Annotated in this window: 18 protein-coding genes and 2 pseudogenes; 7 read left to right on the forward strand and 13 right to left on the reverse strand. The window is 59.2% G+C overall.

The features are described from left to right. Positions 1-93 precede the first annotated feature (93 nt). The 4 genes from NA637_RS06785 to NA637_RS06800 all read right to left on the reverse strand — a co-directional run bounded on the left by NA637_RS06785 (position 94) and on the right by NA637_RS06800 (position 4,290). Entirely contained in the window at positions 94-870 is a 777-nt protein-coding gene (locus tag NA637_RS06785; RefSeq protein WP_256071564.1) for an amino acid ABC transporter ATP-binding protein, read from the reverse strand. Between the two features lie 10 nt (positions 871-880). Next, positions 881-1,978 (reverse strand): amino acid ABC transporter permease, encoded by a 1,098-nt coding sequence (locus NA637_RS06790; protein WP_256071565.1) that lies wholly within the window; start codon positions 1,976-1,978, stop codon positions 881-883. Between the two features lie 10 nt (positions 1,979-1,988). Continuing rightward, positions 1,989-3,173 (reverse strand): amino acid ABC transporter permease, encoded by a 1,185-nt coding sequence (locus NA637_RS06795; RefSeq protein WP_256071566.1) that lies wholly within the window; start codon positions 3,171-3,173, stop codon positions 1,989-1,991. An 88-nt stretch (positions 3,174-3,261) separates the two neighbouring features. Continuing rightward, positions 3,262-4,290, reverse strand: a complete 1,029-nt coding sequence (locus NA637_RS06800) for an amino acid ABC transporter substrate-binding protein (protein ID WP_256071567.1) — start codon at positions 4,288-4,290, stop codon at positions 3,262-3,264. A gap of 343 nt (positions 4,291-4,633) precedes the next feature. Here NA637_RS06800 and NA637_RS06805 point away from each other — a divergent pair, with 343 nt between their 5' ends. Both NA637_RS06805 and rhlB read left to right on the forward strand, forming a co-directional pair. Continuing rightward, a complete protein-coding gene (locus tag NA637_RS06805) occupies positions 4,634-5,290 on the forward strand; it encodes an alpha/beta hydrolase (RefSeq protein ID WP_256071568.1) in 657 nt (218 codons plus the stop codon). A 140-nt stretch (positions 5,291-5,430) separates the two neighbouring features. Next, the gene (rhlB, locus tag NA637_RS06810; RefSeq protein WP_256071569.1) at positions 5,431-6,849 is read left to right on the forward strand and encodes an ATP-dependent RNA helicase RhlB; all 1,419 of its coding nucleotides are present in this window, start codon (positions 5,431-5,433) and stop codon (positions 6,847-6,849) included. Between the two features lie 48 nt (positions 6,850-6,897). Here rhlB and moaE read toward each other — a convergent pair whose 3' ends face one another. The 5 genes and pseudogenes from moaE to NA637_RS06835 all read right to left on the reverse strand — a co-directional run. Beyond that, entirely contained in the window at positions 6,898-7,398 is a 501-nt protein-coding gene (moaE, locus tag NA637_RS06815) for a molybdopterin synthase catalytic subunit MoaE (RefSeq protein WP_256071570.1), read from the reverse strand. Between the two features lie 2 nt (positions 7,399-7,400). Then, the gene (locus tag NA637_RS06820) at positions 7,401-7,649 is read right to left on the reverse strand and encodes a MoaD/ThiS family protein (protein ID WP_256071571.1); all 249 of its coding nucleotides are present in this window, start codon (positions 7,647-7,649) and stop codon (positions 7,401-7,403) included. Continuing rightward, a complete protein-coding gene (gene moaC / locus NA637_RS06825) occupies positions 7,646-8,116 on the reverse strand; it encodes a cyclic pyranopterin monophosphate synthase MoaC (protein ID WP_256071572.1) in 471 nt (156 codons plus the stop codon). The genes NA637_RS06820 and moaC overlap by 4 nt, the downstream gene beginning before the upstream one ends. 173 nt (positions 8,117-8,289) lie before the next feature. Continuing rightward, positions 8,290-9,678: a PhoH family protein gene (locus NA637_RS06830; protein WP_256071573.1), complete on the reverse strand. Its 1,389-nt coding sequence runs from the start codon at positions 9,676-9,678 to the stop codon at positions 8,290-8,292. A gap of 419 nt (positions 9,679-10,097) precedes the next feature. Continuing rightward, positions 10,098-10,251 (reverse strand): annotated as a pseudogene (locus NA637_RS06835) (cation transporter); the annotation flags it as partial. Positions 10,252-10,384: 133 nt separating this feature from the next. Between NA637_RS06835 and yaaA the strand changes: the two are divergent. The 3 genes from yaaA (at position 10,385) to NA637_RS06850 (ending at position 13,908) form a co-directional block, all read left to right on the forward strand. Next, positions 10,385-11,161 carry a peroxide stress protein YaaA gene (gene yaaA / locus NA637_RS06840; RefSeq protein WP_256071574.1) on the forward strand — a complete coding sequence of 259 codons (777 nt, stop codon included), beginning with the start codon at positions 10,385-10,387 and terminating at the stop codon, positions 11,159-11,161. Between the two features lie 720 nt (positions 11,162-11,881). Then, a complete protein-coding gene (locus NA637_RS06845; protein ID WP_256071575.1) occupies positions 11,882-13,327 on the forward strand; it encodes a mannose-1-phosphate guanylyltransferase/mannose-6-phosphate isomerase in 1,446 nt (481 codons plus the stop codon). A 371-nt stretch (positions 13,328-13,698) separates the two neighbouring features. Further along, positions 13,699-13,908, forward strand: coding sequence for a hypothetical protein (locus NA637_RS06850; protein WP_128121065.1), 210 nt, complete (start codon positions 13,699-13,701; stop codon positions 13,906-13,908). Between the two features lie 250 nt (positions 13,909-14,158). On the opposite strand, the pseudogene NA637_RS25650 reads toward NA637_RS06850, so the two are convergent. The 3 genes and pseudogenes from NA637_RS25650 to purU all read right to left on the reverse strand — a co-directional run. Then, positions 14,159-14,254, reverse strand: a pseudogene (locus NA637_RS25650) (helicase HerA-like domain-containing protein); the annotation flags it as partial. A 67-nt stretch (positions 14,255-14,321) separates the two neighbouring features. After that, complete coding sequence (locus tag NA637_RS06860; protein WP_256071576.1) at positions 14,322-14,540, reverse strand: hypothetical protein; 219 nt, start codon at positions 14,538-14,540, stop codon at positions 14,322-14,324. Positions 14,541-14,567: 27 nt separating this feature from the next. Beyond that, on the reverse strand, positions 14,568-15,419 hold the full coding sequence (gene purU, locus NA637_RS06865; protein WP_256071577.1) for a formyltetrahydrofolate deformylase: 852 nt from the start codon (positions 15,417-15,419) through the stop codon (positions 14,568-14,570). Between the two features lie 365 nt (positions 15,420-15,784). Here purU and mvaT point away from each other — a divergent pair, with 365 nt between their 5' ends. Then, complete coding sequence (gene mvaT / locus NA637_RS06870; protein ID WP_256071578.1) at positions 15,785-16,162, forward strand: histone-like nucleoid-structuring protein MvaT; 378 nt, start codon at positions 15,785-15,787, stop codon at positions 16,160-16,162. A gap of 75 nt (positions 16,163-16,237) precedes the next feature. On the opposite strand, the gene sbcB is transcribed toward mvaT, so the two are convergent. Then, entirely contained in the window at positions 16,238-17,662 is a 1,425-nt protein-coding gene (gene sbcB / locus NA637_RS06875; protein WP_256071579.1) for an exodeoxyribonuclease I, read from the reverse strand. Here sbcB and NA637_RS06880 point away from each other — a divergent pair. Continuing rightward, the gene (locus NA637_RS06880; protein WP_256071580.1) at positions 17,649-17,936 is read left to right on the forward strand and encodes a hypothetical protein; all 288 of its coding nucleotides are present in this window, start codon (positions 17,649-17,651) and stop codon (positions 17,934-17,936) included. The genes sbcB and NA637_RS06880 overlap by 14 nt on opposite strands. The last annotated feature ends 167 nt before the right edge of the window (positions 17,937-18,103 follow it).

Below are 18,103 nucleotides of genomic sequence, written 5' to 3' on the forward strand. Positions count from 1 at the left end.
GAGGCTTGAGGCGTTATCAGGGTGGGTGGTACGGAAAACCCGTCAAGTGTTCTTGCGGCCGCTCTGCGCTTTACTTGTCGCTTGCAGCTGCTTTTAATGCAGGATCTGGCTGAGGAACAGCTTGGTGCGCTCGTTGATCGGATTGGTGAAGAAGATCTCGGGTTCAGCTTCCTCAACGATCTCCCCCTTGTCCATGAAGATCACCCGGTCAGCGACGGTGCGTGCGAAGCCCATTTCGTGGGTCACGCAAAGCATCGTCATGCCGCTTTCGGCGAGGCCGACCATGGTGTCCAGCACTTCCTTGACCATCTCCGGGTCCAGCGCCGAGGTGGGCTCGTCGAACAGCATGATCTTCGGCTTCATGCACAACGCCCGGGCAATCGCAACGCGCTGTTGCTGGCCCCCGGACAACTGCCCCGGAAACTTGCCGGCCTGCTCCGGAATCCGTACGCGTTCCAGATAGTGCATGGCCACTTCTTCGGCCTGGCGCCGCGGCATCTTGCGCACCCACATGGGCGCCAACGTACAGTTCTGCAGCACGGTGAGATGCGGGAACAGATTGAAATGCTGGAACACCATGCCGACTTCGCTGCGGATCGCTTCGATCTGTTTGAGATCATTGGTCAGCTCTACACCGTTGATCACGATGCGCCCTTGCTGGTGTTCCTCCAGGCGGTTGAGACAACGAATGGTCGTGGACTTGCCTGATCCCGAGGGCCCGCACAGGACGATGCGCTCGCCTTGGGTCACGGTGAGATTGATGTCCTTGAGCACATGGAACTGGCCGAACCATTTGTGTACGCCCTGCATCTGAATGACCGGTTCACCGGCCTGCTCAGGCTGTTCGGGTTGCAGAGATGTGTCGTTCATGTTGCCTCTCCTAATTCCGGTGACCGGTATCGAGCCTGCGTTCCAGGTGCATGGAATAACGCGACATGCCAAAACAGAAAATCCAGTAGACCAGCGCCGCAAATACGTAACCCTCGGTCGACATGCCGAGCCAGGCAGGGTCCGAGGTGGCGCGCTTGATGCTGTTGAGGAAGTCGAACAGGCCGATGATGATCACCAGGCTGGTGTCCTTGAACAGCGCAATGAAGGTATTGACGATGCCCGGTATGACCATCTTCAGCGCTTGCGGCAGAATCACTAGCACCATGCTGCGCCAGTAACCCAGGCCCATCGCCGCGGCCGCCTCGTATTGACCTTTGGGGATCGCCTGCAGGCCTCCGCGAACCACTTCGGCGATATAAGCCGCCTCGAAGAACACCACCATCACCATGGCACGCATCAGCTTGTCGAGGTTCATGCCCTCCGGCAGGAACAACGGCAACATCACCGAGGACATGAACAGCACGGTAATCAGCGGCACGCCGCGCCAGAACTCGATGAAGGTGATGCACAGGACACGGATTGCGGTCATATCCGAACGTCGACCCAGCGCCAGCAGAATCCCGAGCGGCAGCGCGCCGGCAATACCGACTGCGGCAATGACGATGGTCAGCATCAAACCACCCCAGCGGCTGGTCGGAACCGTCTCAAGGCCCAGGAAGCCGCCATGCAGCAGCCAATAGGCAAGTAGTGGATAGATCAGCAGAAAAGCGATGCCGTAGCGAGCTTTGTGTCGCATCTGCCGCAAGAACAGCGGCGCGGCACCAATGATGGCGAGCCAGGCCGTAGCATCCACCCGCCAGCGCAGCTCCGGCGGGTAAAAGCCGTACATGAACTGGCTGAAACGCGTCTGCACAAACACCCAGCACGCACCCTCACGCGAACAGTCCGCCCGGGTTTCGCCAGTCCAGTCGGCCTTGATGATCGCCCAATCGATGATGGGAGGCACTATCAACCAGATCAGATAGAGGCCGACCAGGGTCAGCAACGTATTGATCCAGCTGGAGAACAGATTGGCCCGCATCCAGCCCACCACACCAATATTGGTAGAGGGCGCCGGCAGGTCCGGTTTGAAAGTATGGATCGCCATGCGCTCGTCCTTACCGCTCGATCAGCGCAATGCGCTTGTTGTACCCGTTCATCAGCAGCGAGATGCTGATGCTGATGGCGAGGTACACACTCATGGTGATGGCCATGGTTTCGATCGCCTGACCGGTCTGGTTGAGCACCGTCCCTGCAAACAGCGAAACCATGTCGGGATAACCGATCGCAGCCGCGAGCGAAGAGTTTTTCGCCAGGTTGAGGTATTGGCTGGTGAGTGGCGGAATGATCACCCGCATGGCCTGGGGGATAATCACCAGACGCAACACACGTCCCGGACGAAGGCCCAACGAAGCGGCCGCTTCGGTCTGCCCGTGGCTGACCGACTGGATACCTGCACGGACTGTCTCACCGATGAAAGCTGCGGTGTAGACCGATAATGCAAGCACAATCGACACCAGCTCGGGGATCACAACCCAGCCGCCGCGAATATTGAAACGCTGAAGCTCGGGCACTTCCCAAAGAAAAGGCGCCCCCATCACCAGCGAGCAGAGCGAAGGAATTGCGATAAACAATGCCAGGCTGGCTGAAAAGACCGGAAACGTCTGGCCGGTGGCGTGACGCCGCGCACGTGCCCAGCGATTGAGCATGACGATCGCCACCAGCGCGACGAACAGCGCCACCCAGAACGACCAGAAGCCTTCCCCAGCATTGGGCGCGGGCATCTGTACGCCTCGATTGTTGATGAACACCGCATCCCAAAGACTCAGGCTTTCTCGCGGTCCCGGCAGCGGGCTGAGCACTGCGAAGTAGACGAAGAAAATCTGCAGCAATGGCGGGATGTTGCGAAACGTCTCTATATAGACAGTCGCGATCTTGCGTATCAGCCAATTGGGTGAAAGCCGCGCCACCCCGAGAATGAACCCGATAATAGTGGCCAGGATGATCCCGATGATGCTGACCAGCAGCGTATTGAGCAGGCCAACCCAGAAGACACGACCGTAAGAGTCGCTCTCGCTGTAGTCGATCAGATGCTGGGAAATGCCGAAACCGGCAGCGTTATCGAGAAAACCGAAGCCTGACGTAATGCCTCGGTGGGCGAGGTTGGTCTGGGTGTTGTGAAATAGAAACCAGCCGATCGCTACCACTGTTATTACGGCGATGACCTGAAACAGAAAGGCACGCGCCTGCGGGTCCGTGAGCAACGAGCCGCGGGCGGCTCCTGCTTTGGCAATGGTTCGCATCAAGAAACCTCATACGGCGCTGCCGGTGCACAGGCACCGGCAGCGCTCATCCTTGAAACAAGGTCGGCAGAGCGCCGACCCAGCTCGGTCAACGCACCGGGGGTGCGTACTGCAGACCTCCATTGGTCCAAAGCGCGTTCAGGCCGCGTTCGATCTTCAGCTCGCTACCGGAGCCGATATTACGTTCGAAAATTTCCCCGTAGTTGCCAACCTGCTTGACGATCTGCACCGCCCAGTCCTTCGGCAGTTTCAGATCCTTGCCGTACTCACCTTCGGCACCCAGCAGCCGCGCCACATCAGGGTTCTTGGTATTTTTTGCAGTATCCTCGACATTTGCAGCGGTTACGCCCAGCTCCTCGGCATTGATCATCGCCAGCAACGACCAACGCACGATGTCGAACCATTCCTCGTCGCCCTGGCGCACGGCTGGACCGAGTGGCTCCTTGGAGATGACGTCAGGCAACACGATGTAATCGTCCGGCTTGGCCAGCTTGATGCGCTGCGCGTACAGCTGGGACTGGTCAGAGGTGAGCACGTCGCAACGCCCCGACTCCAGCGATTTCGCGCTTTCGTCGGAGGTGTCGTAAGTGATCGGGGTGTACTTGAGGTTATTGGCGCGGAAGTAGTCGGAGAGGTTCAGTTCGGTGGTGGTGCCCGCCTGGATGCAGACGGTCGCGCCGTCGAGTTCCTTGGCGCTGGAAACACCGACCGCTTTGTTGACCAGAAAACCCTGCCCGTCGTAGTAGGTCACGCCGGTGAAATTCAACCCCATTGCAGCATCACGCGAACTGGTCCAGGTCGTGTTACGCGACAGCATGTCGACTTCACCGGACTGCAGCGCCGTGAAGCGTTCCTTGGCGGTCAGCGGGCTATACTTGACTTTGCTCGCATCGCCAAACAGCGCCGCCGCAACGGCACGGCAGACATCCACGTCGATTCCCTTGTACTCGCCCTTGGCATCGGTGTAGGAAAAGCCCGGCAGCCCGTCGCTGACGCCGCACTGCACGAAACCCTTGCTCTTCACCGCGTCCAGAGTCGCCCCTGCCTGAGCCAAGCCGCTTGCGCTCAAAAGTGTCGCGGCACCAAGCACGGCCAGTGTGGATTTAACCCTTATCATCGAAACCTCCAGTTTGCTTTTATTCTTCAGGTCGGAGTCTTCTGCCTGGATCACAGGTTGCGCCCCGATAGCAATCGAGAGGACAAAGAAGAACCTGACCTGAGTCTAGCCGCCGTTTGGTTATCAGCAACACTTCCCACACGCAGCTTGCAGAAGTGCCGATGACTTCCGGCGCATTGGGCACAACGGACAAAGCAAGCGGCGTACCAGAACCCTGAAAGCCCCTTACGAGCCGCCGTGCGCTTCATTGCCGAGCTCAGTAAAGGTAACCTCGCCACAGATTGCTGCATTTTTTCTCTGCGCCCGCACCAACCTGGCGCGTGCCGCCCGAACGGAGTCCAACATGAGTGACCCACTGATCATCGAACCATCGATTGCCGCCGACGCGTGCGTCATCTGGTTGCATGGCCTCGGCGCCGACCGCTACGACTTCCTGCCGGTCGCCGAAGCCTTACAACAACGTCTGACGACGACACGCTTCGTGCTACCCCAGGCACCGACTCGCGCGGTCACTATTAATGGTGGCTGGGCCATGCCGAGCTGGTATGACATCCTCGCGATGAGCCCCGCTCGCGCCATCGACCAGGCGCAACTGGAACAGTCAGCGCAATGCGTGATCGACCTGATCGAGGCACAGCGCGACAGTGGCATCGATCCGGCTCGCATTTTCCTGGCCGGCTTTTCTCAGGGCGGTGCAGTCGTCTACCACACGGCCTTCCTGCGCTGGCCCGGCCCGCTGGGTGGCGTCCTTGCCCTTTCCACCTACGCACCGACCTTCAATCCCGACCTGAAGCTGTCGCCCTTGCAGGCCGCGCTCCCGGTACTGGCGCTACACGGCACGCGAGATGGCGTTGTGCTGCCGGCGATGGGGCGCGCCGCCTATGACTGCCTGATACAGAACCAGGTCCAGGCACAATGGAAGGACTACCCGATGGCCCACGAGGTGATACCCGAGGAAATTCGCGATATCGGCGAATGGCTGGCCGCTCGGCTGGCTTGATGTCCTCAAAGGAACTGGGCCGGAATCGCGTCTGCAGCTGAAACAGCGCTGCGACCGACCATCCCTGAGCAAGTCTTCGCCGTATCTGCTTCTTGCATTACACTGGCGGGCAAACCTTAGAAGACACAGACGAGAAGACCGTGCTCAAAGCACTAAAGAAGATGTTTGGCAAAGGCTCGAATCAGCCTGCGACCACCGAAGCTGAAAGCAGCACCTCAATACACCAGGGCGCCAGCGACCCGGCGTACTTCGAAAAGACCAAAACGCAACAGGATGATGCCCCCAAGGTCAGCCCCAAGCCGCGCCGTGAACGGGCAAGCAAGCCTGCCGCCCCGCCGGCGCCAGCCTGGAAGCTGGACGATTTCGCAGTCGAGCCAGCCGAAGGCAAGACCCGGTTTCATGACTTCAAGCTCGCCCCCGAGCTTATGCACGCCATTCACGACCTTGGCTTTCCTTATTGCACGCCGATTCAGGCTCAGGTTCTCGGCTTTACCCTCAAAGGCCGCGATGCTATTGGCCGGGCCCAGACCGGCACCGGCAAAACCGCCGCGTTCCTCATTTCGACCATCACTCAGCTGCTACAAACCCCACCACCTGCGGATCGATACATGGGCGAGCCACGTGCCCTGATCATCGCGCCGACTCGTGAGCTGGTCGTGCAAATCGCCAATGACGCGCTGAACCTGACCAAATACACCGGTTTGAACGTCATGAGTTTTGTCGGCGGCATGGACTTCGACAAGCAACTCAAGGCGCTCGAATCCCGCTATTGCGACATCCTGGTAGCAACGCCCGGACGCCTGCTGGACTTCAATCAGCGCGGCGAAGTGCACCTGGATATGGTTGAGGTGCTGGTGCTCGACGAAGCGGATCGCATGCTGGACATGGGCTTCATTCCTCAGGTCCGCCAGATCATTCGCCAGACGCCACCCAAGAGCGAACGCCAGACGTTGCTGTTCTCGGCCACTTTCACCGAAGACGTGATGAATCTGGCCAAGCAGTGGACCACGGACCCGGCCATCGTCGAGATTGAAGCGATCAACGTGGCCAGCGACACAGTCGAACAACACGTGTACGCCGTGGCAGGCAGCGACAAGTACAAGCTGCTCTACAACCTCATTACCCAGAATGACTGGACCCGCGTGATGGTCTTCGCCAACCGCAAGGATGAGGTGCGTCGCATCGAGGAACGCCTTACCCGCGATGGCATCAGCGCTGTTCAAATGTCAGGCGATGTCCCACAACACAAGCGCATCCGAGCCCTGGAAGGCTTCCGCGAAGGCAAGATTCGCGTGATGGTTGCCACCGATGTCGCCGGCCGCGGGATTCATGTCGATGGCATCAGCCACGTGATCAATTTCACCCTGCCGGAAGTCCCCGACGACTACGTCCACCGCATCGGCCGTACCGGCCGGGCGGGGGCCAGCGGCACTTCGATCAGTTTTGCCGGGGAAGACGATGCCTTCGCCCTGCCGGCGATCGAGGCATTGCTGGGCCGAACGATCAGTTGCGAAATGCCGCCTGCCGAGCTGCTGGCAGCCGTCCCACCCAAGCGCTAAGGACAGAAAAAAAAGGCGAAGCAGGATCCGGCTTCGCCTTGTGTACACCTAGAGTCTGGTCTGCGGATCCTGGTTCGCATTCGGCTGGTCGGTCGGACCCTGTTGCCAGCGATCGGCTGCATCCCGGTCGCTGCAGCGACCTTCGACCCAGCGCGTTCCCTCCGGGGTGTCTTCCTTTTTCCAGAAAGGCGCGCGGGTCTTCAGGTAATCCATGACGAATCGACACCCATCAAAAGCGGCCTCGCGGTGAGCGCTGGCGGCACCGACAAACACGATCGGCTCCCCCAGCTCCAAGCGCCCTACCCGGTGCAGAATCTCCAACCTGAGCAGCGGCCAGCGCCCAGCGGCCTCGTCGATGATTTTCTGCAGCGCCTTCTCGGTCATTCCCGGGGCATGCTCGAGGAACATTCCGGCAACATCGCGACCCTCGTTGAAATCTCGTACGTAGCCGACGAAACCGGTGACCGCACCGATACCGAGATTGGCCGCATGCAAGGCATTGAGCTCGACGCCAGGGTCGAATGGACTCTGCTGGACTCGTACACCCATGGTCAGCCTCCCGTCACGGTGGGAAAGAATGCCACTTCATCGCCATCGGCGAGGGGCTCGTCGAGGCTGCACAGCTCCTGATTGCGCGCGCACATCAAGTTCTGTTCGCCAAGCACCGTCCACTCGGCCCCGCGTTCCAGCAACCTCAAGCGCAGGTCGTCGACCTGTTGCCAGGAGGCGTCCCATTCCAACTGTTCGGAATCGCGGCCCAGAGCCTCGCGATAACGCGCAAAAAACTGCACCTGGATCATGCTGGCACCTGCCAGTGGCCACTCTTGCCGCCCAGTTTTTCCAACAGTCGAACACCCTCGATCACCATGCCCTTGTCGACCGCCTTGCACATGTCATAAATCGTCAGCGCTGCGACGCTCGCAGCGGTCAAGGCCTCCATTTCCACACCGGTCTGGCCCGCCAGCTTGCAGCGTGCCTCGATCCTCACGCAATCGTCGCCTTCCGGCTGCAGGTCGAGGCGGATGCTGGTCAACAATAAGGGATGGCAGAGGGGGATCAGTTCGTGAGTCTTTTTTGCTGCTTGAATGCCCGCGATACGGGCGACCGCAAAGACGTCGCCCTTCGGATGCCCGCCTTGCTGGATCATCTGCAGGGTTTCGGGAAGCATGCGAACCCTGGCTTCCGCAACCGCCTCGCGCGCCGTGACGGCCTTGGCAGTAACGTCGACCATGTTGGCCCGCCCTTGGGAATCGAGGTGCGTGAGCATTTCTAATCCTGCTGAGACTGTGAGGTCTCGCAGTTTAGCTCAGCTGGAAGCTGGAAGCTGGAAGCTGGAAGCTGGAAGCTGGAAGCGAATCAGTGTCCGGACCGAGGCCCGGCGCTATCAAGCTTTTGCTTCAGTCTTCCAGCTCATGGCCTACAGCTCCCCGCCCAGCGGGCCTACATATGGGCCTCGGCGTATTCGGCCAGGACCGAACGAGGAACGCCCTGCAAGGTGATGTGCATCCCGTGCGGGAAGTCCTTGAATCGTTCGGTGAGGTAGGTAAGCCCCGAGCTGGTCGCGGACAGGTACGGCGTATCGATCTGAGCCAGGTTACCGAGGCAGACCACCTTCGACCCGCTGCCGGCCCGGGTGATGATGGTCTTCATCTGGTGCGGCGTCAGGTTCTGGCATTCATCAATGAGGATCAGGCTCTGCTGGAAGCTGCGCCCGCGAATGTAGTTGAGGGATTTGAACTGCAACGGCACCTTTTGCAGGATGTAGTCGACGCTGCCGTGGGTGCTCTCGTCGTCCATGTGCAGCGCTTCGAGGTTATCGGTGATCGCACCCAGCCACGGCTCCATCTTTTCCGCCTCGGTGCCTGGAAGGAAGCCGATGTCTTCATCCAGGCCCTGCACGCTGCGCGTGGCGATGATGCGACGGTAACGCTTACTCACCACTGTCTGCTCGATGGCGGCTGCCAGGGCCAGGATTGTCTTGCCGGACCCCGCAGCGCCGGACAGATTGACCAGATGAATATCCGGGTCGAGCAGTGCAAAGAGCGCCAATGCCTGATGGATATCGCGCGGCCGCAGCCCCCAGGCTTCCTGATGCAGCAGGGGCTCCTGATGCATGTCGAGCAATAGCAATTCGTCGGCCTTGATGCCCTTGATCCAGCCAACGAAACCTTGCTCGTCGAGAATGAATTCGTTGACGTGCACGGCGGGCAAGTTGTCGATCAACTGCACCCGATGCCAGGTGCGGCCATGCCCCTGATGGGTATCGACCTTGCTGACCCTGTCCCAGAACGACCCGCTGAGGCTGTGATAGCCGCGGGACAGCTGCCCGACATCGTCGACCAGTTTGTCAGTGTGGTAATCCTCCGAGGCGACGCCGCAGGCACGCGCCTTGAGCCGCATGTTGATGTCGTTGGTAACCAACACCACCGGAGCGCCCGCGCTACGTCGCTGCAGATCGACGACCTGATTGATGATCTTGTTGTCGTTGAGGTCCTCTGGCAGCCCGTTTGAATCGGCGACTTTGCTCATCAGGATCGACAGGCTGCCGCACGGGCCGCTTTTCTCACGCTGAATGGGGACGCCAACTTCGACTTCTTCGGGGGTAGCATCACCCAGCACCTTGTCGATCAGGCGGATCACCTGTCGACACTCTGCAGCCACGCTGTGCTTGCCGGTCTTGAGCTGATCCAGCTCTTCGAGCACGGTCATCGGGATGGCGACCTGATGCTCCTGGAAGTTCAACAGCGCGTTGGGGTCGTGAATCAGGACGTTGGTATCAAGAACGTAAAGGGTGGGCTGAGTTGCGCGGGGTCTGCCGTAGTCATCCATACGCGATCACCTTTTCGGAGCCGGATCGACGGTGCGCCAAAGCGCTCCGCCGCAGAAAGAACCACCGTGCGCAAGGTGAGCGGACTTGGGCGGCAGGGGCTTGGGGCCACCCAGAGGCCGCCACCTGTGAGTGCAGGTTTCGGCGGTCTTGCATCAGGTAATACCGCAAAAAAGATGACAGGAAAAAGTCTTTTTCAAACTGATGACGTTTTTTTATCGGAACGACGAATAGCGCTTGGCGCAGACCGGAACCAGGATTAGTCTCGCTAATCGACCTGTGCGTTTTCGCCGCACCGGTTCACCTCCGCCGTCACCTGTACCAGGTCAGGCCATCCGTCAACACATGGATGAAAGCTGCATGACGGTTCAGGTCCTTTCCTGGCGCCGCGCGCTTGAATGCTCGTGATCGTCGCCATGGCCGCCAGCAAAGCCATCGAGTTGAACCAATAGCCGGCGACGATCTCGGCGACCATGGCCAAGCCCGTCAGCAACACCACAACCCAGGTCTGTTTTTCTGCGCCCTTCAAGAGGACGATAATGGTGCGAGGGTCGCCAGTGCGAGAGGTCGGTCATGTGTCCTCCTTGGTCAAATCACCGATAAGCGTGCCCCTCGCCCCGAGTCAAGCTCAACAACTAATCGAGGCCATAGCTGGAGCGACAACGGTTATACCGCCTAGAATCCGCAGACATCAAAGGAGACCGTTGCATGCTGATGGTGATTTCCCCAGCCAAGACTCTGGACTACGACACCCCACCGACGACCCAACGCTTCACCCAGCCCGAGCACCTGGACCACGCGCAGGCGCTGATCAGCCAGTTGCGCGACATGTCGCCTCAGCAGATTGGCGAATTGATGCACCTATCCGACAAGCTCGCAGCGCTGAACGTCGCCCGCTATGGCAGTTGGGACGCGGCCTTCACACCGGGCAATGCCAAGCAGGCGCTCCTCGCGTTCAAGGGCGATGTCTACACCGGCCTGAACGCCAACGACTTCACTGAAGAGGATTTCGATTTCGCTCAGCGCCACCTGCGCATGTTGTCCGGGCTCTACGGCGTCCTGCGACCGCTGGATCTGATGCAGCCCTATCGCCTGGAAATGGGCACGAAGCTGGCTAACCCACGCGGCAAGGATCTGTACGCCTTCTGGGGCGAACGGATAAGCGAATGGCTCAACGAAACACTGGCCGCACAGGGTGACGACGTCTTGCTCAACCTGGCTTCCAACGAGTACTTCGGCGCCGTGAAACGCAAGGCGCTGAACGCGCGGGTGATCAATGTCGACTTCAAGGATATGAAGAACGGCCAATACAAGATCATCAGCTTCTACGCTAAGAAAGCCCGAGGTTTGATGAGCCGCTATGTGATCAAGGAACGCATCGAAAAACCCGAACATCTGACAAACTTTGACTACGACGGCTATCGCTATTGCCCTGACAGTTCATCGCCTGATCACCTGGTATTTCTGCGAGACGCTCAAGCCTGACCCCATCGGCTTGGCCGTACCCCTTCGCTTTCCAGGCGCCGGAACCCGGCCATCACGCTTCCAAAGCCAGTCTATCCTGCACACCCGCACGGAACCTGCCCGCCAATCAAAGCGTACAGCGCCAGCAGCCCGTCGCATCCTCCGCCCCCGTCAAAAACTCCCCGATCGACGGCACGCCAGCGGGGAACTATCCGAAGGCACCAGCAATCATAAGCGCGTACCGGCATTTCCAGACGGAAAGGGACGTCGCACATGAACGTGCAGTGGAATTCAAAACAAGGCTTTCAGCGTGTCAGCCAAGGCAGACCCGTTTGGTCGCCGAGGGTGTTCAAGCGAGAACAGACGGGCCGGTTCAGTGCAGTATCGGTACTTGTCAAATCAACGACTATCAGGCGCATCAGCCTCAGGCAGATAGAGCGCAGCCGAACGGCATGCCCCTCTGCCTGCTCAAGATTGTTCAGGCGCTCGCAGGCGGCGGTCCCGGAACCGCTATCAGCCCCGCAATATCAAGTGCGGCGCCCACCGACCACCAGGCAGCACCTCCCACGTCCAGGCTCGGAGCACGCAGTTCGCCTGGAAAGCGGTTGTCCTGCAGGACAACTGAACTTGACGGCACGCGGCACCTGAAGGCCGACCAAGAAGCGTATGGCGAGCACAGACCTCTGGCCGCCCACATGGACAAGAAGAACTTCCCCTTCTCAACGATTCAGGAGAAACAACATGATTCCGGTCATCCTCTCAGGCGGCAGCGGTTCTCGACTCTGGCCTCTTTCGCGGAAGGCATTCCCCAAACAGTTTCTCGCCCTTACGGCGGAGCAGACACTGTTTCAACAGACCATCGAGCGCCTGGCCTTCGAAGGCATGCAAGCACCCCTGCTGGTCTGCAACAAGGAACACCGGTTCATCGTCAAAGAACAATTGGCCGCACGCAAGCTTCAAACTCAGGGCCTCATGCTTGAACCGTTCGGCCGTAACACTGCTCCGGCAATTGCCATTGCAGCGATGAAGTTGCTTGCCGATGAGCGAGACGAGTTGCTTCTAGTGCTGCCGGCCGATCACGTCATCGAAGACCATAAAGCCTTCCAGCGCTCCCTCGCCCTGGCGACCAATGCAGCCGAAAATGGCGGCATGGTCCTGTTCGGTATTCCTGCCACCAGTCCGGAAACCGGCTACGGCTACATCAAATGCGATCACGAGGAACGTAACGGGCTGCCAGAAGGCGTCAACCGCGTCACACAGTTCGTCGAAAAGCCGGATCAAGTGCGTGCCCAGGAATACGTCAATTCCGGCGACTACTACTGGAACAGTGGCATGTTCCTGTTCCGTGCCAGCGTTTTCCTAAACGAGCTGAAGAAGCACGATCCGGATATCTACGACACCTGCTGGGTCGCGCTGGAGCGCAGCATCAAGAACGGCGAAGAGCTGCTTATCGATCCCGCCACCTTTGCCTGCTGTCCGGACAACTCCATTGACTACGCGGTCATGGAAAAAACCGAACTGGCATGCGTCGTTCCCCTGTCTGCGGGCTGGAGCGATGTTGGCTCCTGGTCATCGCTTTGGGATGTACTGGAAAAGGACGAAAACGGTAACGTGACCAGAGGCGATGTGATCGTCGAAGACAGCCGCAACTGCCTGGTTCACGGTAACGGCAAGCTGGTAACTGTGGTCGGCCTGGATAACATTGTAGTGGTCGAGACCAAAGACGCGACCATGATCGCTCACAAGGACAAGGTCCAGGACGTCAAGAAGCTGGTGAACAAGCTCGACGCCATGAACCGCTCCGAAACGCAGAACCACTGCGCCGTCTACCGCCCCTGGGGCTGGTACGACTCGGTCGATATGGGGGGTCGCTTCCAGGTCAAGCGGATCTGCGTCAACCCGGGTGCGCAGCTGTCGTTGCAGATGCACCATCATCGCGCCGAGCACTGGATCGTCGTTTCCGGCACCGCCCAGGTGACCTGCAACGACAAGACGTTCCTGCTAACCGAGAACCAGTCCACCTATATCCCGGTGACGTCCATCCACCGTCTGGCCAACCCTGGCAAAATCCCGCTGGAAATCATCGAGGTCCAGTCGGGCAGCTATCTGGGCGAGGACGATATCGAGCGTCTGGACGACGTATATGGCCGTGCGCCGAATGATGTGGCCAGCCAGTCGGCTCGCTGACTGAACTACGATGTGGCAAAAAACCGCGCCCAATGAGGCGCGGTTTTTTCGTAAGCCCCTGCCGGGGATACACACTGCTGAACCAGCTGGCTCCTCAATCAACTACCCCGACCGCAAAACCTGTTCTTGCAGCTCAAACCGCCAGCCCGCCGTTAGCGATAACTTGCGCGGGCATGCTTTATGATATGACTCGATATTGCACTGCTACCGGACAGTGTTACGGGCACGCTTGTTTAGCCTGGCCCGCTTGCAGTAATGTTGCCCCTATCGCACACACCCAACCCGAGCCGGGCCTCATTCGAGCCTGGAGCTCGCACCCTTTAGCGCGCCGCGCTGCAGACAGACCTAACTAAAGAGAGGCAAAACAAGACGTGACAAAAGAAGAACTACGCGCCGAACTGGAGAAGCAAGCCAACCGTTTCCAGGCTGTGTATGGCGGGGAAATAACGACCTATGCCGCGCAGCCCGATCCCGAGCGGAAGCCATGGCGTAAAAAGCCGACCGTTCACGATCAGGTATTCAAGGCGGAGTTGCAGAAAATCGAGAAAGAGTTGTCAGAGCAAGCCGCTCAAGCCAAGTAACCCGCAGCGTTGTAATACGCACTGCACGCCCTGCCGTCAGCAACCGCTTAGCCATCGCAACTGATCGCTTCTGATCACCGCTTAGCGCCCAACCGCCCAACAAAGAGCCCAGAAGCCCCCGTGCCAACGGCCGGCCCAGCTGCATCGCAGCCTGGCGCAATGCGCCCTTGAACACCCGCCCGGCAGCGTCACCTGGCGCATCGGTGACCCCGCTTCTTGGCGTAGCGGCCTTCACTGGCGCTTGGTTACCGGAGGCCGTTTTGCCAGTACCCGTCGCACCGGCGATCAGACCGTGACGATTGGCCAGATGCAGCGGGTGGACGCTGGGTTCGCCCGTCGCGTCCACCTGATACCCAGGCGGCCTGTCTGTTTCACCGCAGCCTCGCGAGCAGTGGATCGGTCTGCAGCCCTCGCTAGCCCGCCGGCGTCGAGCTGCCGGGTTCAGCATCCTCACTCGGGCTGTCACCGTCTGCGTCATCGAGCGCATTCAGATAACGCTTCCAGAGTGTTTCGGCATCCGCAAAGTCAGTCCCCAGCTCAGGGCCCATCCGGTCAGGGTCGTAGCGCTGGGTGCAACCACTACCGATAATCGGTGGCGCCTTCGCGCCAGCCTTGTCCAGTGGGTTGCCCATCTTGCCTCCCGCGCCAGTCGTGATGGATCAGTTGAATACCAGCGTCTTGTTGCGATGCACCAGTACTCGCTCTTCGAGGTGATAGCGCAAACCACGCGACAGCACCATCTTTTCCACGTCCTTGCCCAGCCGAACCATGTCCTCGATGCTGTCACGATGGCTGACGCGCACCACGTCCTGCTCGATGATCGGCCCGGCATCGAGCTCTTCGGTGACGTAGTGGCAAGTCGCACCGATAAGCTTGACACCCCGCAACGAGGCCTGGTGGTAAGGCTTCGCACCAACGAACGATGGCAGAAAGCTGTGATGGATATTGATCACCCGCTGCGTATATTCCTCGCAGAGTTCGGCCGGCAGAATCTGCATGTAGCGCGCCAATACGATGGCGTCGGCGTGGTGCTCACGAACCAGGCGCGACACCTCGGCAAAAGCCTCGTCCTTGCGTCCCGGCTGGACAGGCACATGGAAATACGGAATGCCATGCCACTCGACCATGCTGCGCAGGTCGTCATGATTGGAGATCACACAAGGAATGTCGCAATCCAGTTCCCCACTGTGCCAACGGTGCAACAGATCAGCGAGGCAGTGCGACTCGCGGCTGGCCATCAGCACTACCCGCTTGCGCTGAGCTGAGTCGGTAATGCGCCATTCCATGGAAAACTCGCGCGCGATTGGCGCAAAGGCTTGGCGAAAGCCATCAAGATCGAAAGGCAGCGAGTCGGCCCGAATCTCGTGCCGCATGAAGAACCAACCACTCTGATGATCGGAATGGTGGTTGGCTTCGGTAATCCAGCCATTGTAGGTCGCCAGGAAATTACCAACCTTGGCGACAATGCCGACGCCGTCGGGACAGGCGATAACCAGCCTGAATGTGCGCATTTTTTAAGTTAACTCCGGCTTACCCATAAAGACCGGGCATTCTAGCGCAGCGAAGAAAACCGCCACCATATTATTCGGCCGGACCAAAGCATGGCCCGGACTGCGCCCGCACGCGGATCGCGTCGACCCTGTAGAGCGCAAAGAAACACTGGGCGAGACGGCATATTAAGCGTGACGGGGTCCGTCGCGACCTTCTATTATGTGCAGTACTTCACCGAAGCCAGGTTTAACTAGAGCACTTCGAATCGCCCTGCACCGCGATGAAACAAAGTAAGCAAAACTTTACCCAGGCCGACATTTACTTGTCCGCGGCAGCTGTCTATGATTGCTGTCACTTGCGTTCAACCCTATACCAAGGAAGTGACATGTCGCTGATCAATGAATACCGCGCTACTGAAGAAGCTATCAAGGAACTACAGGAACGCCTGAAGTCCCTGTCAGAAGATGACAAGCTGAAAAAGGAACTTGAGTTTGAAGGCAAACTGCGCGAGCTGATGGGCGAATATCAAAAGTCGCTTCGCGACATTATCGCTCTACTCGACCCGGATGCGCGCAGCAACAAGCCGCAGCGTGCATCCAAGGCGCCTGCCACAATCAAGCGCGCCCGCCGCGTCAAGCAGTACAAGAACCCGCACAACGGTGAAGTGATTGAAACCAAAGGCGGCAATCACAAAACGCTGAAAGAATGGAAAGCACAATGGGGCTCCGACGAGGTTGAAAGCTGGGCCACCCTGTTGGGCTAAGTTTTACGCCACACCCCTAAAAGCCATCTGACGCAGCCTTGCTCAGATGGCTTTTTTTGTTCTCTGACCCAGCATTCAGAGCATGTATCGTTCACGCAAGCTGCGCGCATGGAGCGACCATTGCTGCAGTAGACGTGCTTGTTCGGCTGTGGCCGATGGCAATAAAGCCAGCACCGTTTGCTCAAACTGTTCCAAGGTATTCGGTGCGCCAAATTCGGGCACCAGCAGGCGCTGCCTACAGAACGCTTGCCATTGCTGGGCTTCGCCCGGCGATAGACACTCTGGATAGTTACGTGCGCGGTAGCGAAAATGCAGCTCTGACAAGCGCGGATCATCAAACGGCGGGGTGGCGTCACTCGCAAGCGGCGGAACGTTTCGTACTTGCTCGCATAACCGCCGGTCACGCTCACTGAAGAATCCGTCATATAACTGCTGCTCCGGATCCGATGACGCCACAAACGCATCCTTCTGATAGATATCGGCAAGCTTCCAGCGCCATTCCGGTTCCCGCCTGCGTAACTCGGCCGCTCTCGACTCATAACATTGGATATCCAGTCCCAGCCGCTCGATATCCGAAGGGCGCAGCACGCTCATGGGCGCCAGCACCGGGCAACGGTTCATATGCACGAGTTTCAAGGGGATCGGAAGTTTCTCGCCCAAGTCCTCCCGACGAGTATAAAGCCGCTCGCGAATAACCTCGACCTGCTCCTCCCAAAGGGGCGCACATTCGGCGTTCAGGTCGTAGACAACTAACGCGTTACGGTTGCGAGGATGCCAGGCCAGCGGCAATACCACCGATAGAAAATGACGCGCCGCGGAAAACCGCCCCGATATGTGCACCATTGGCCTGAGCAGCTGGACCTGCTCGATCAATGCATGTTTGCGACGTAGCCTGTAGAGATAGTCGTAAAGCCGCGGTTGACGCTCACGAAGCAATCGAGCCAAGGCAATCGTTGCCCGCACATCGGACAGGGCATCGTGCGCATTCAAATGTTCGAGCCCATTGGCTGCAGTGAGCCGCTCCAACTTTAACGTGACCCGTCCCTCCTCTTCTGGCCAGACAATCCCTTCCGGCCGCAACGCGTAGGCGGTGCGCACCAGGTCAATGATGTCCCAGCGGCTATTACCGCCCTGCCATTCGCGGGCATAGGGGTCGAAAAAGTTGCGATATAAGCTGTAACGCAGCACTTCATCATCGAAACGAAGGCTGTTGTACCCCGCACCACAGGTACCCGGCACAGCCAGTTCATGGTGCAGCCGGGCCACGAACTCCGCCTCGCACAGACCTTTTTCCGCCAGCGTGGCGGGCGTAATGCCCGTGACCAGACACGCTGCGGGGTGCGGGAGAATGTCGTCGCTCAAACGACAGTAGATGTTCAGCGGCTCGCCAATCTCTTCCAACGCCTCGTTGGTGCGAATACCGGCCACTTGCACAGGCCGATCGCAGCGAGGGGAGATGCCGGTTGTTTCGAAGTCGTACCAGAAGATGCTGGAGGTCAAGGGAGCTTCCTTCTCGATTGTCGCCCCCAGTCTAGCGCGCCAGACCGCCCGCAACGAATGCACCGACCATGACGGTCTGCTGCAAAGGTTGCTGCGTTATTTTCCCGAAGCCTTGTCCGCCGCGCTTTTGTTACTGCTACTGGCCTGCTGGCACGCAGCGCAGCGCCAAGGCCCGCTGCCGGAGCCCCGCCGACCCGAGGTCGCCAACAGCTTCGAGAGCATTTGCGAGGCAGTGCAGATTATCGCTACCGGCGCGCCGGACAGCGGCATCTGATCGCCACCCTGCAGGCCGACATTCTCCGTCAGGCTCAGCACCGTCGTCCCGATCGGGCGGCGCTCGACCCTGCGGACCGGTGCCAGGCCCTCGCGCAGCCAAGCCGAACTCCCATTGAAGCCGTTACCCATGCCAGGCGATCGGCGCTGGATAAAAGGTGAGTCACG

The sequence above is a fragment of the Stutzerimonas stutzeri genome (assembly GCF_024448935.1).
Lineage (GTDB): Bacteria > Pseudomonadota > Gammaproteobacteria > Pseudomonadales > Pseudomonadaceae > Stutzerimonas > Stutzerimonas stutzeri_AO.

Coding starts and splice junctions, on each gene's coding strand:
- NA637_RS06785 (WP_256071564.1), bottom strand. CDS start 870: ATGAACGACACATCTCTGCAACCCGAACAGCCTGAGCAGGCCGGTGAA.
- NA637_RS06790 (WP_256071565.1), bottom strand. CDS start 1,978: ATGGCGATCCATACTTTCAAACCGGACCTGCCGGCGCCCTCTACCAAT.
- NA637_RS06795 (WP_256071566.1), bottom strand. CDS start 3,173: ATGCGAACCATTGCCAAAGCAGGAGCCGCCCGCGGCTCGTTGCTCACG.
- NA637_RS06800 (WP_256071567.1), bottom strand. CDS start 4,290: ATGATAAGGGTTAAATCCACACTGGCCGTGCTTGGTGCCGCGACACTT.
- NA637_RS06805 (WP_256071568.1), top strand. CDS start 4,634: ATGAGTGACCCACTGATCATCGAACCATCGATTGCCGCCGACGCGTGC.
- moaE (WP_256071570.1), bottom strand. CDS start 7,398: ATGGGTGTACGAGTCCAGCAGAGTCCATTCGACCCTGGCGTCGAGCTC.
- NA637_RS06820 (WP_256071571.1), bottom strand. CDS start 7,649: ATGATCCAGGTGCAGTTTTTTGCGCGTTATCGCGAGGCTCTGGGCCGC.
- moaC (WP_256071572.1), bottom strand. CDS start 8,116: ATGCTCACGCACCTCGATTCCCAAGGGCGGGCCAACATGGTCGACGTT.
- NA637_RS06830 (WP_256071573.1), bottom strand. CDS start 9,678: ATGGATGACTACGGCAGACCCCGCGCAACTCAGCCCACCCTTTACGTT.
- yaaA (WP_256071574.1), top strand. CDS start 10,385: ATGCTGATGGTGATTTCCCCAGCCAAGACTCTGGACTACGACACCCCA.
- NA637_RS06845 (WP_256071575.1), top strand. CDS start 11,882: ATGATTCCGGTCATCCTCTCAGGCGGCAGCGGTTCTCGACTCTGGCCT.
- NA637_RS06860 (WP_256071576.1), bottom strand. CDS start 14,540: ATGGGCAACCCACTGGACAAGGCTGGCGCGAAGGCGCCACCGATTATC.
- purU (WP_256071577.1), bottom strand. CDS start 15,419: ATGCGCACATTCAGGCTGGTTATCGCCTGTCCCGACGGCGTCGGCATT.
- mvaT (WP_256071578.1), top strand. CDS start 15,785: ATGTCGCTGATCAATGAATACCGCGCTACTGAAGAAGCTATCAAGGAA.
- NA637_RS06880 (WP_256071580.1), top strand. CDS start 17,649: ATGCTGGAGGTCAAGGGAGCTTCCTTCTCGATTGTCGCCCCCAGTCTA.